The following is a 12,071-nucleotide window of genomic DNA, read 5'->3' as shown; positions in this document are numbered from 1 at the left end:
CCGTGGGACGCTTGCTGCTGATAGGGCGCCTGATCGTGCGCGACTTGCGCCGCCGTCCCGGCGAGGCCGTCATGTTCCTGATCGCCGTCACCACCGCCACCGCCGCCCTGTCCCTCGGTCTGGCGACCGACAACACCGTGGCCACCGCCTACGCGAAGACCCGCGCGGCCACCGCCGGCCCCGACGTGATGGTCTCGACGACGGACCCGGACCCCTCCGGCATCGCTGCGCGCCTCGCCAAGGCACCCGGCGTGACCGCGCTCGGTGGCCCGTTCTTCGCGTTCGACACCACCATCCGGGCGAACGGCCGTTCCGCGCACTCCGCGGTCGAAGGGCGCGGCGGCTCACGGTCCGCCGTGGACCGACCGCTGGTGACCGCCGGCGGCTGGGTGCGCCCCGGCGGTGCGGTGATCGAGCGCGGCTTCGCGCAGTCACTCGGCGTGCAAGTCGGTGACCGCATCACCGTCGGCGGGCACGGCTACCCGGTCGTCGGGACCGCGGTCAGCGCGGCCACCTCGGTGTATCCCTGGGGCGACCCGGCGCAGGTCGGGCCGTCCGATGCCGGCGGCATGGTCTGGCTCACCACCGCCGACGCCCACGCGGCGGCGGGCGACGCGCCCGTGGTCCACCTGATCCACCTGAAGCTGTCCGACCCTGCCGCGACCGACGCCTTCGGCACATCCGCGGCCGCCCAGGCCATCGGGGCCGACGGCCGGCTCAGCTACCACTACTGGCAGGACGTCCTCCAGACGGACATGGCCATGATCCGGTTCACCCGGCCCACGCTGGTCATCGGCGGCTGGCTGCTCGCCGTCGCCGCGATCGTCACCCTCGCCGCACTCACCGCCCTACGGGCTGCCCGCGACCAGCGGCGTGCCGGACTGCTCAAGGCCGTCGGCGCGGGCCCCGGCACCGTCACCGCCGTACTGCTGACGCAGTACCTGCTGCTGACCGTCCTGGCCACCGCGCTCGGACTGGCCGCCGGGACGGTGGCGGCACCCGAACTGGCCGATCCCAGTGCCGGGCTGCTCAACACCGTCAGCCCCCCGGGCACCGACGCCGTCGTCGGCACGGTCTTCCTCGCCGTCGTGGTCGCCCTCGCCGGTACGCTCGGCCCCGTCCTGCGCGCCGCCCGTGCCAGCACCGTCCATGCCCTGGCCGACCCGGCGCACCTGCTCACGCACCGCCCGCGGCTGAACGCCATGACGGCCTACCTGCCCACGTCGCTGCTGCTCGGCGTAAGACTGCTCGCCCGTCGGCCCGGCCGCGCCGCCCTGGCCTCCGCCGGCACGGCCGCCACCACCATCATGGTCACCGCGGTGCTCACCTGGCACACCGAGTTGAACGCGGCCCCCGACTTCGTGCGGTTCGGCCCCATCGAAGTGCGGACCGACCAGACCGGCCAGGTGCTGCTCGCCGTCACGCTCGCGCTCGGCGCACTGTCCACGCTCAACACCGTGCTTCTCGGCTGGAGCACCGCCGTGCAGGCCCGGCGCGCCCTGACCATCGCGCGTGCCCTCGGCGCCACTCCCGGCCAGGCCATCTCGGCGCTCTGCGTCGCACAACTGCTGTCCGCCGTGCCCGGATTGGCGGCGGGTATCCCGACCGGGCTCGGCCTGTACTGGCTGTTCGGCGACACGGTCACGCCCCCGGCGTCGTGGCTGCTCACCACCGCACTCGTCATCCTGACGGCAGTCGGAGCGCTGACCGCCCTGCCGGCGTGGGCTCACACCCGCCACCCCGCCGGGCGCGCCCTCAACACCGAACCCGTCTGACGGACCCGTTCACATGGGCCGCCGACCCGGTGTGCGACCGTCAGTGCTCATGCACCTTGGTGCCGGAGATCGTGACAGGCTCACCGGATGGATCACACATTCGGCGTTCCGCCCGCTGACCGAGAGCTCCTCGACTTCGCTGTCGGCTTGGCCACGCGTGCCGGGCAGGTGTCCGCGCAGGGCTTCTTCGGGGAGTGGGGAAGCCGCCGCAAGGAAGACGGCAGCGAGGTCACCGAGATCGACCTCGCGGTCGAGGACCTGGTCAGGAACGAGCTGGGCCGCCATATGCCGCAGGACGGCATCTACGGCGAAGAGAGGGGCTCGACCGCCGGGGTGTCAGGGAGACGATGGATCATCGATCCCATCAACGGCACCACGTCGTTCACCCGCCGGTGGCCACTGTTCTCGAACGACATCGCGTACGAGGACGAGTACGGTCCCGCTGTCGGGGTGATCAACATGCCCATGAGCCGACAGATGGTCGCAGCCGGGCGAGGCCTCGGCTGTTGGGTGCTGACGGGGGAGAACCCGGACCTGAAATCGGGCCACCGCGCCAGGGTCACCGAGCGGACCAGCACACGCGGAGCAAGGACCCAGGCGCTGAACCCGGCCGGCTGGCCGGAGGAACTCCTCACCGCTCTCCATCGTCAGGTCTTCCTGATGGCGTCGATGGGCTGCATCGTGGATCTCGTCACCGGCCGTGCGGACGCCGTGGTGATCGCCGGTCCGCCGATGGGGTACCAGGACGTGGCTCCCCTGCCGGTCATCGTGTCGGAGGCGGGGGGCCGGGTGACCGACCTGGGCGGCGGGTCCGTGCTGGAAGGCGACATGACGGTGCTGGCCACCAACGGCCTGCTCCACGAGGCGATCCTGGACCTGGTCGAAGGCCTGCCGCGCAGCCGCGACCTGTACGCCCTCGACGACGGCGTGTAGCAAGACAGAGCGCCGACGCTGAAGTTGATTCTGAAAGAGCCAGTAAGTGGTCGGCTCTGAAAGTCCTTCGAGGGTTGACGTGAGCCAGATTGCCTGTGGGGTTCTCCGCGATGGCGAGGCAGCGGCGGCCGGTCGCGCAGCCCAAGGCGTCCTCGGGGGATCAAGGAAGTCCTCGGCGGGCAGGGCGCCGTCTTCGTGCGTGTCCGATCCCGCGGGACAGGAGGTATGGAAGTGTCAGGTGATGGCCGAGTCGCCGTGATCGATGGGTTCGCTCAGTAGCTCGCTCGCCGCCCGGTGGACCTTCGCCAGGGCGTTCAAGAGGGATTTGCGTTCGGCCTCGGTGAGATCCGCGGTGACCTTCTCCTCGATCAACTGCCGTTCCGCCTCGACCGGTTTCTGCAGCGCACGCCCGGCGTCGGTGAGCCAGAGCCGGACGAGGCGGTTGTCCCGGTCGTCGCGGCGACGGGTGAGCAGACCGGCCGCGGTCATCCGGTCGGCCATCTTGACGACGGTGGGCGTCGTGACGTTGAGCGCGGTGGCGACTTCGCCGGGCGTGCTGCCGTCCCGGTCCCACAGCACGGCCAGCAGGTAGTTCTGTCCGACGTGCAGCCCATGGCGTCGCATGGCCGCGTCGGCCAGGGCCCGGAGCGCCTTCGACGTCCTGCCGTGCAGGTCCAGGAACTCTGACATCGCGGCCTTTCGGTGACGTTCGGGAGCAGCGGCCCGAGCCACAACGAAGTCGATTGACGGCTAATCATTCACCGGCTAACGTCCGTCCGAACTCGCTAGACGGCAAACGACTTTGGGGAGCCCTGATGATACTTGTCACCGGAGCCACCGGGAACATCGGCCGAGAACTCACCCGCGAACTCGACGCGGAGGGCGCGACGTTACGTCTTCTCGTCCGCGACCCCGCCCGGGCCGCACGGCTGCCCGAACGCGCCGAGCGCGTCGTCGGCGACCTGGGGGACCCAGCGACACTGGCTCCCGCCTTCGACGGCGTCGACCAACTCTTCCTGCTCACACAGGGCATCGGCACCGACTACACGGCCGCCGCCGTCACCGCCGCCGAGGCCGCCGGAGTGCACCACATCGTGCACCTGTCCTCCTTCCATGTCACCTTCGACCCGATACCCGCCATGGGCCGCTGGCACCACGAGCGCGAGAAGATCATCCGCGCCTCCGGCATAGCCGCCACCTTCCTGCGGCCCGGCGGCTTCATGACCAACGCCCTCGGCTGGCTGCCCACCATCCGCGAGGGAAACTACGTTCTCGACCCGGTCGGCCCGGGCCGCTACGCGCCGATCGACCCCGCGGACATCGCCGCGGTGGCCGCCCTCGCCCTGACCGAGGCCGGTCACCAGGACAAGGAGTACGTCCTCACCGGCGACGAGATGTTCACCGTCACCGAGCAGGTCCGGATCATCTCCGAGACGATCGCCCGTGACATCGAGGTCCGGGAAACGGCCACACCGGCCGAGGCCGTACGCTTCCGCTTCCCCAACGGAGCCCCCCAGGCACTTGCCGACGCCATCACGGAGGGCATCACCCTCATGCGCGCCGACACCGTCGGGCTCCGCACGGACACTGTGGAGCGGCTCCTCGGGCGCAGGCCGCGGACTTTCGCCGACTGGTGCGCGCGTCACGCCGAAGCGTTCCGACAGCCTGAAACCGTCTGAACGTACAGACGCCCCCTCTCTCTTCTGCTGACCGGCCCGCCCGCCATGCCGGCCCGCGCCGCCCGCCCGCCCGATAAGCCTGGCTGTCTCCGAGCGCGCACGGTTGAAGAAGACGGCCGACGGCCACAACACTGAGCACCGGTTGCGAATACGCGTGTCGAGGCGCCTCCACCTAGTCCTGTGACGACGCCCGGGTTGGGGCGATGGGCGAGCAGAATCGCGGGCAGGTCGGCGGCCGTGACCACGCCTTGGCCGGCGAGGTCGGCGAGCTGCCCACGTCGGCCTGTTCCAGGAGCCGCGAGCGCAACGCGGCGACGGCCACTCACCGGTCCGGAACGGGGCAGTACTCCGGCAGGTGCTGCCGGAGGCCGCTGTCGGCGGGCGGTCTGGAGGATGAACAGGGCTGCTGGCACGATGAGATGAGGCGAAACGGGCTGGGGGTGCGGCGTTGCGCAGTGCCGGGTCACCAAGCGGGGACCGGCGGCGGATCCAGACAGCGGTCCTGGGGGCGACGGATTCCCAGGAACCTCTCGTCCTGCCGCTGGAAGCAATCGAGTTCGACGCGTTCCGCAGACACTACGAGGGGCAGACCTACTGGTGCGGAAGCTGGTTGGACGGTTGCGGCCGACAGCTGACGACGAAGCCATACGTGGACACTCTCTGAACTACGGCTTTGGCGGGGTGGGTCTACGATGCGGCGTTCTTGCGCTTCGTCCTGGAGCGCGAGTCGGTTGGGAGGGCCGTCGTGGAGGTCGTGCTCGGTTATGTGCTGGGTGTCGCCAGCGTCTTGCTCATCCTGCTCGTCGTCCGCGCGCGGCGGACCGCGTCGCCGCCGGAGCTGTCAGCCGTCGTCCAAGGCGGGCGCGAAAGCAAGCGGGATCGGAGGATCGCGGAACTGGCGGAGGTCGTCACCGAGTTGGGCGAGGAGATCGCCCAGCTCACGTTCGATCCAGCCGCGCCGGAGGTACGGCCGGAGTCGCTGACCGACTACCGGCGGGCGCTCGATTCCTACGGCAACGCCAGGGACGCGCTCAACGGCCGTGACCTCGAGCGGGTGCGACAGGAACTGACCTACGCCAGGAACGCCCTGGTCCGGCTCGACGCCCGCGCACACGGGCTGCCCGTGCCCATCGACGTCTCGCGCGCCGCCCGCGACCGCGGCGAGGCGAGCCCGCACCCGTTCCAGATGGAACGGTTCTCCTATTCGGGGAGCAACGAGCAGACCTATCTGATCCCGATCGACTGGCCCGAGCCGGGCCGGGCAGCGATCATGGAGGTGGCCAGGAACGGTACCGGATTCACTCAATTTGGCTCCGCGCTTGTTCCAGCGGAGGAGGCCAATCCGAAGACCGTCGACAGCCACCTGCTGGGGGCAGCGGGGGCGCTCGCCTCTACCTCGCCACAGTCCCGGACAGTTACGACGCTCCCACGCACCTGCGGATCGCTCCGTACGACCTGCGACCCGGCACCGGGTCATGGACGGTCCGTCTGCGTCCGCTCAGCGAGGCAGTGGAACTGCTGCGCGAGTACCAGGGAACCGGCTCGGAGGTGCTCGTCCATCGGTCGAACACGCCGGCCGTTCTTGGCATCCACATCGACACCCCGCGTTCGTGGGAGGTCAAGTACCGCTGTCTCAAGAAGCACCGCCGCCGCGAGTGGTGCAAATTCAGCAGACTTGAAACCCTGATCTATAACTTTTCCGACGAGAACCTCCGAAGCGCCCGGTTCTGTGGGCACGGATTGATCATCGTCAAGGCCGACGCGTCCGCTCGGTGGTCGGTGTCCGTCACGACCGAGCGGCCCACGGACAGTCTGCCGTCCGATCTTCGCAAGCGGACCGGGACCTGAACCGCGGCGAGCCGCGGCTCTCACGCGCCGATGCATCGGCGTGCGTCCTCTGGCAGAGTGCGAGGCTGGTCACCGTGTGTCGTTGCCGCGTGCGTAGCGGCTCCAGCGGCCGTGATTACGGCCGGCGGCCGTGATGACCACGCGGTGGTTGTCGAATCTCATGTCGTCGCTCCTGCTTCGTGGATCGGATGTCGCGGTGAAGTGCGGCGGCGACGGTGAAGGCTCCTCGGCTGGTTCCGTCATGCTTGGCGGGCGTCAGCGCAGTTTCGCGGCGATCTGGTCGGGATGGGCTACGAGGTCGAGCAGGTAGAGGAAGGCGAGCTCAGCGATTCCCCGAGGGAGTGAGCCGTTGTGAGAGAGCAGGAGAGCCTTCTCCCACTTTTCCATGGTGAGGAATGAGTGGGCGCTGTTGCGGTCCCGTTGCAGGTAGAGGGAGGTGGCTTGGTCCCAGGTCGTGTTCATGGGGCCCTTCTTTCCAGGAAGGCCGGCAAGACCGGTGGGGGTGTAGTAGGTGCCGGTCGGGGTGAAGCCGTCCTTCACCTTGTCGAGGGCGTCGACGGCCCGTTGACAGATGGGCAGAGCGACGGCCGCGATGTCCGGAGGCAGGTCCTGCCGGAGGTTCTGCAGGGTCCGGGCGGCGCGGGAGGGGGTCACCAGCGTGTCGAAGCCGCCGTGACGCATGCCTTCCAGGGTGTCGAGTGCGTCGTATGCCGCCCTGAGCTGGGCCGTTTCGTGGTACTCGGTGTCGGCGAGGGTCTCGGCGACGTCGCGAAAGAGCCGTTCGATGCTGGCCAGGTACTGCCAGTGCTTGACCGGGCTGTAGACGTTGGACGGTCGGTCGGCGAAGTTGACCGGGTCGGTGGCCAACGCCAGAATCTTGTTGACCTGGGTGGTCCACCAGGTGAAGAAGGCCATGGTCTGCTCGGCGGTGGCGGTGGGAGGGTTCTGGCCTCCGCGCTGGCGCGGCCCGTCGAGCCGGTCGGTAGGTGGCCTGACGGTGTCGATGAGCTGGTCGGTGGGGAATGTGAGCCCGGCGACAGGTTGGCCGAACAGCCACACAGCCGCGCCACGAGCCCGGGAGGCAGGCACGCCGGCGACGTAGGGCGCCAGGGCCAGCAGCGCGGGCGCGGTGAACAACTCGGCCGTAAAGATGCCGCCTGTCGTCAGTGCACGACCTGCGGGAAGGCTGTCACCGGACAGCTGGGCGGGCGCCAGTTCAGCGGTGATCAGGAGCTTGGCGAGGTTGTAGCGGACGGAGAGTTCACTGGCCACATCTACGACCAGCAACTCGGACCGCGGCAACCGCTTTCCTGCCTCGGAGAAGAACGTCTCCATGACGTCGGGCAGTTGCGCCGTGGGCGTATGAAGGAAGCCGAGCTGGAACCGTGCGACTTCGGAGGCAAGGGTGTCCTTGTCCCGCAGCCGTTTCAACTCCTCAGTCGCAAAGCCGCTGCTGGACGCGGTGAGGTGTGATGCCTGTTCGGGCAAGGTCCCGAGGAAGTCGTACTGGCTCTCGCGGATGTGGCGAGCGGTCAGGAGGGTCGGCTGCTGCTTGCGGTAGGACTCAGCGGTACGCACCCGCCAGTGGCCGCTCTCATCCCGGATCTCCCAGCCGGCCATGCCGGCGATCTCGCTTCGGCGGCCCGCCAATTCGGCCGGCCGCTGCACAACTATCCACTGGTGGGGAATCGCACTTGTCACGCACCTCATGATGGCCCTTTCGGCGACTGCCCTGCAGCCAACCGCTCTGCCTGACGATCTCCTCCCGCGCGAGGGCGCCGAGGGGGCCTTCAGCGGCGTCATGCACCAGTTCGGCTCACCGTGTTCCTGTTCCTCTTCCTGTACCTGTACCTGGGAGACACGAGCAACAGTCGATTGCGCCCGCGGCGGCCGGTTCGTCGGCGATGTGATGCTGCCGGCCGCAGGACGATGGATGATGGGTGGGCGGGACCCGGGCTGATCCCCGAGCCGGCCCGGGTGCCCGTAGGACGTCCCTTCCCTGCGGCGCGCTTACCCCATGCCCAGATGTCGGTTTCCAGGGCCTGGATGTTCTTGTGTGCGCCGCGGCGGATCGTCTGGCAGGCGCCAGATGTTGATGGTGATCAGGCAGTCGCCCGGTTCCAGGCGGGCGATGTGGACGGCCTGGCTGGTGGCGGAGCCGAGGGCGAGCTGGATGTCGTGGCCGGCGATGGTACCGAGGTAGCTCAGGATGTGGGCGGGGCCGGCTCCGCTGCCGGAGCTGATGACGAGGGTGCGGCGGGCCGCCTTGACGGCCCGGGCCGTGGCGCGGATGGCGGCGAGGTTGTCCGGGGTGGCCAGAGCGGTGATGCTGGTGGCGTCCTGACACAGCATCTGGGCCGCGGGGTCGGCGGCCGGGCTCGCGGACAGCTCACCCGAGGAGACGGAGGCGAGGTAGCGGGCCCGGAGCTCCTCGCGCAGCTGGGGCCAGCCGTCGAAACCGAGGTGCTGGGCGGTGCGGACCACGGTGGAGACGATGACGCCCGCGCGTTCGGCGACTTCGCGGGCCGAGGCGTAGCTGGCGAACTGCGGCGCACGGACCAGGACGTGGGCGACACGTTCGGCCTGGGGGCCGAGCGCCCCGCGGGTGGTGCGGCCGGCCAGCCACGCCTCGATGCTCACTGCCGCACACGCCCCAGCAGCACATGGGAGGCCCGCAACCTGCCTGCCAACGCCCGCTGTCTGCTGCGCGTCCGGGACGCCACCGCGGACAGCATGGCGCCGAGCCGCCTGGTGCTGCGTGCCTGCTCGGCAGGCTGGAGGGCGCCGGTCCGGTGTGACGCGCAGCTGTTGTCCGCGGCCTCGTCTCCCGTGTGGTCAGGACTGCTCGCGGCAGTCCTCTTCGGTGCACTCGAGAGTGACGAGGGTCTGGTCGACCTGCTGGCTGGTCAGAGGAGGCTCGGGCAGTTCCTGGGCGCACTCGGTGCGGAAGGCGCTGAGCATCAGGTGGAGGTGGCGGCGCCAGGCTTGGGGGGCGATGGTGCGTGTGGCCTGGATGATCCCGGCCTGGGACCAGATCACGAAGGCGATGTCCTGCGCGGTGACGTCGCCGCGCAGGACGCCCTGTTCCTGGGCGTTGCGCAAGATCTGGACGCAGAGTTCCTTGGTGCGTTCGTACATCTCGCGGCCGGCCACGTGAAGGGGCAGCCGTGCCGAGATCAGGTCGTTGAAGGCGCGGTCGCAGGCCTGCAGCTTGCAGAGTTTCTCCAGGTAGCGGCAGAACCCCTCCCAGGCGTCGTCCATGGCCGCGGCTTCTTCCGCGGTGGTGAGCAGTTCCGTGTACTTCGCGTTGAAGAGTGTTTCGACCAGGTCGAGCCGGGTGGGGAAGTGGCGGTAGAGCGTGCCGATCGCGACGCCGGCCTCGCGGGCGACGCCCTCCAGGGACGCCCCGAGGCCCTGCTCGGAGAAGGCCGTGCGGGCGGCGGCCACGATCGCGTCCCGGTTGCGCTGTGCGTCACGGCGCAGGGGTTTCGCCTGTGTCTCCATCGAGGACGGGGCGTGGTGGGGGCTCATGGCTCGAGCGTAACATGAGGCCCCCCTCGAATTCAGTTGTTGTCATGTTTCCGATCGCAATCTCGACCCTCTGACGTGCTGTGATGAGCCTCACCGCAAACATGAGGCACCCCTCGGGTATGGTGGCAGAGCCGAACGTGAGGCACCCCTCCGGATGACCTTGCGGCAAGCCGACTGACCCGGGATTTCCGGATCTCGGTTCACATAGAAGCGGCGGCCGCCAGTTCGGCGAAACCGCGGCAGTCTCGCAAGGGAAATGACCATGAACAGCATGACCAAGCGCGTCTCGATCGCACTCGCCTCCACGGCACTGGCCGGCGGAGCCCTTCTCGGAGCCGGCGGCTCGGCGTCGGCAGCCACGACTTCGGTGCCCGTGCAGCACACGCAGTACGTGTCCGCCACCTCCGCGACCAGCAGCGAGCAAGTCGGCCGCCACACGGACGACGCCCGCCACGCCGACCACCGTGGGCAGGACACTGTGCGCTACGTACGGGCTGCGGACCACGTGGGCGAAGCGGCCTCGTGGCGCGGCGTCAGCGCCGCCCGCTGGTACAAGGACCAGGTCGACGAAGCGGCCTCGTGGCACGAGGTCAGCGCCGCCCGCTGGTATGCGGACCAGGTCGTGTGGTCCCTGAACCACAGCTGACGCGGCCCGAGCAGCCCCACTCCGGAACGCCGGCGCCTGCCGGCGGCGACCGGAGCACGGGACGCGATCCGGTCGCTGACCACCGCCACCGACGCGCACGTACGGCCTGCCGCCCTCGCCGCGCTGTGGGCCGTCGGCGGTGACCTGAGCGAGGTCATGCCGCTCCTGCTCGACCTCCTCGACGACCGCATCACTTTCCGGATCAGTGACGCGGCTGATCTGCTCGGAGAGATAGGGCCGCCCGCCTCCGTCGCCCTGCCGCGCCTGCGCGGCCTCCTGACGCACGACTACGAATGGGTTCGGGTGCACTGCGCGGCCGCGCTCTGGGAGATCGGCGGCCAGGCCGAGGCACCGGCCGTCGTGGACGCCCTGCTGCAGGCCATGGCCAAGAACTCCGCGACGGCCAACCATGTCGTGGCCTGCCTGGACCGCATGGGCCCCTCGCGGCACCGGCCCTGCCCCTGCTCCGCGAGCAACTGGCTCAGCCCCGACGCGGCGGCAGGTTCCAGAGCATCGACCACGACGAGCAACTCCAGCGGGTCGGCCGTACCCTCATCGCCCGGCTCGATCCTCCAGCGCCGGCGACACCCACCCCGCGCACCCCCTGAGGCTGCGCCACCCCTCCGCTCGCGAGGCGGGTTCACCAACGGGATCAAGCGGTGGCGGCTGTATCTGACGCAGGGGCAGATGGGTCCGTGGCGTACGGGTTGTGGCTGCACCGGATGACCGGCTCGGCTGCGAAAGCCAACCGCTTCGCCCGCGAGTACGGCGTCGTACACACCCCGGAGCGGCGGCGCGGGGCGGTGCAGCCGGTCTGCGGTCGTCTACCCCGCTTGGAGCGGGTCGGAGGGATTCGACACCGTGTCCTCCGTGCGGCCGGCGCCGAGGGATCGTCGTGGGCTCGGCAGCGCTGCGGGGTGGGCTCCGAGGACTCCACGGGCTCGCAACTCGCCGAGGTCTGGCAGGCGGACGCCGGGCAGTGCGTCGAGAAGGTCGGCCTGGGTGGCGCGGATGTTCTGCGCGGGAGCCTCGGGGCCGATGCCAAGAGTGCGGCGGCTGGTCACGATGATCATCGTAAGGGCGGCCCTCGGCCGGAGGATAGCGGGAAGCCTGGCGCCGTACGGTGGGCACGGCGCCAGGCTCGCTTGAGCAACGAGCCGACCGGTAGGCGGTTACGGCCCCTTCCGCCCCGCCGGGGATCGGCAAGGCCGAGGCCGGCCAGGGTGGTTGGCACTCCTGGTTCCTCCCCATACGCGGCGATCCGCTCGCGGTGGGCGCGCAGCAGTGCACTCTGCCGCTCGGCGGCAGGCTGCCGGCTGGTGCCGCGCGTCACGACTGCGCCTTTGCCCGGGCGAGTTCCTTCAGCGCCATTCGGGCCGCCGGGGTTCCGGCCGCGGTCTGCCAGTACGGGTGTCCGGCGATGCGCCGGGACAGCTCCTGCAGGCGTCGCCGGTGAGCGGCGGTGCCGTGGGCGGGCGAGGTGTCGGCGAGCTCCTGGTACGTGGCGTACCAGGCGGTCTGAGCCTCCACGAGTTCTCTGGGGAAGGCGTTGGCATCCATGCCAATAATTAGATCTCATGTTCGATTTCTGAGGCAAAGGTGGAGTGCCTGTGAGGCGCGCCCCCAGGTAGGCGCGGTGTTCTGCCTGCGCATCATCGT

12 protein-coding genes are annotated in these 12,071 nt (G+C 69.7%); 6 read left to right on the top strand and 6 right to left on the bottom strand.

Annotated features, from left to right (window positions below; genetic code table 11):
• Positions 1 to 2 precede the first annotated feature (2 nt).
• Both OG568_RS56535 and OG568_RS56530 read left to right on the top strand, forming a co-directional pair.
• Positions 3 to 1,775, top strand: a complete 1,773-nt coding sequence (locus OG568_RS56535) for an FtsX-like permease family protein (protein ID WP_329537775.1) — start codon at positions 3 to 5, stop codon at positions 1,773 to 1,775.
• Between the two features lie 87 nt (positions 1,776 to 1,862).
• Entirely contained in the window at positions 1,863 to 2,708 is an 846-nt protein-coding gene (locus OG568_RS56530; RefSeq protein WP_329537774.1) for an inositol monophosphatase family protein, read from the top strand.
• A gap of 234 nt (positions 2,709 to 2,942) precedes the next feature.
• On the opposite strand, the gene OG568_RS56525 is transcribed toward OG568_RS56530, so the two are convergent.
• Positions 2,943 to 3,398, bottom strand: a complete 456-nt coding sequence (locus OG568_RS56525) for a MarR family winged helix-turn-helix transcriptional regulator (protein ID WP_329537773.1) — start codon at positions 3,396 to 3,398, stop codon at positions 2,943 to 2,945.
• Between the two features lie 125 nt (positions 3,399 to 3,523).
• Between OG568_RS56525 and OG568_RS56520 the strand changes: the two genes are divergently transcribed.
• Complete coding sequence (locus tag OG568_RS56520; RefSeq protein ID WP_329537772.1) at positions 3,524 to 4,387, top strand: NAD(P)H-binding protein; 864 nt, start codon at positions 3,524 to 3,526, stop codon at positions 4,385 to 4,387.
• A gap of 703 nt (positions 4,388 to 5,090) precedes the next feature.
• Positions 5,091 to 6,074: a hypothetical protein gene (locus tag OG568_RS56515; RefSeq protein ID WP_329537771.1), complete on the top strand. Its 984-nt coding sequence runs from the start codon at positions 5,091 to 5,093 to the stop codon at positions 6,072 to 6,074.
• 416 nt (positions 6,075 to 6,490) lie between these two features.
• Here the strand turns inward: OG568_RS56515 and OG568_RS56510 are convergent, their stop codons facing one another.
• The 3 genes from OG568_RS56510 to OG568_RS56500 all read right to left on the bottom strand — a co-directional run bounded on the left by OG568_RS56510 (position 6,491) and on the right by OG568_RS56500 (position 9,766).
• Positions 6,491 to 7,936, bottom strand: a complete 1,446-nt coding sequence (locus tag OG568_RS56510) for a hypothetical protein (protein ID WP_329537770.1) — start codon at positions 7,934 to 7,936, stop codon at positions 6,491 to 6,493.
• Positions 7,937 to 8,245: 309 nt separating this feature from the next.
• A complete protein-coding gene (locus OG568_RS56505; RefSeq protein ID WP_329537769.1) occupies positions 8,246 to 8,875 on the bottom strand; it encodes a MurR/RpiR family transcriptional regulator in 630 nt (209 codons plus the stop codon).
• 195 nt (positions 8,876 to 9,070) lie between these two features.
• On the bottom strand, positions 9,071 to 9,766 hold the full coding sequence (locus OG568_RS56500; RefSeq protein ID WP_329537768.1) for a TetR/AcrR family transcriptional regulator: 696 nt from the start codon (positions 9,764 to 9,766) through the stop codon (positions 9,071 to 9,073).
• A gap of 262 nt (positions 9,767 to 10,028) precedes the next feature.
• Here OG568_RS56500 and OG568_RS56495 point away from each other — a divergent pair, with 262 nt between their 5' ends.
• Positions 10,029 to 10,412 (top strand): hypothetical protein, encoded by a 384-nt coding sequence (locus tag OG568_RS56495; RefSeq protein ID WP_329537767.1) that lies wholly within the window; start codon positions 10,029 to 10,031, stop codon positions 10,410 to 10,412.
• A 156-nt stretch (positions 10,413 to 10,568) separates the two neighbouring features.
• A complete protein-coding gene (locus tag OG568_RS56490) occupies positions 10,569 to 11,138 on the top strand; it encodes a HEAT repeat domain-containing protein (RefSeq protein ID WP_329537766.1) in 570 nt (189 codons plus the stop codon).
• Positions 11,139 to 11,236: 98 nt separating this feature from the next.
• Here the strand turns inward: OG568_RS56490 and OG568_RS56485 are convergent, their stop codons facing one another.
• Complete coding sequence (locus OG568_RS56485; protein WP_329537765.1) at positions 11,237 to 11,476, bottom strand: hypothetical protein; 240 nt, start codon at positions 11,474 to 11,476, stop codon at positions 11,237 to 11,239.
• 265 nt (positions 11,477 to 11,741) lie between these two features.
• On the bottom strand, positions 11,742 to 11,972 hold the full coding sequence (locus OG568_RS56480) for a hypothetical protein (protein ID WP_329537763.1): 231 nt from the start codon (positions 11,970 to 11,972) through the stop codon (positions 11,742 to 11,744).
• Positions 11,973 to 12,071 lie beyond the last annotated feature (99 nt).

The sequence above is a fragment of the Streptomyces sp. NBC_01450 genome (assembly GCF_036227505.1).
In the GTDB taxonomy this organism is placed as follows: Bacteria; Actinomycetota; Actinomycetes; order Streptomycetales; family Streptomycetaceae; genus Streptomyces.
The sequence above is the reverse complement of the archived record's forward strand: the minus strand, read 5'-3'. Positions and strand labels throughout refer to the sequence as shown.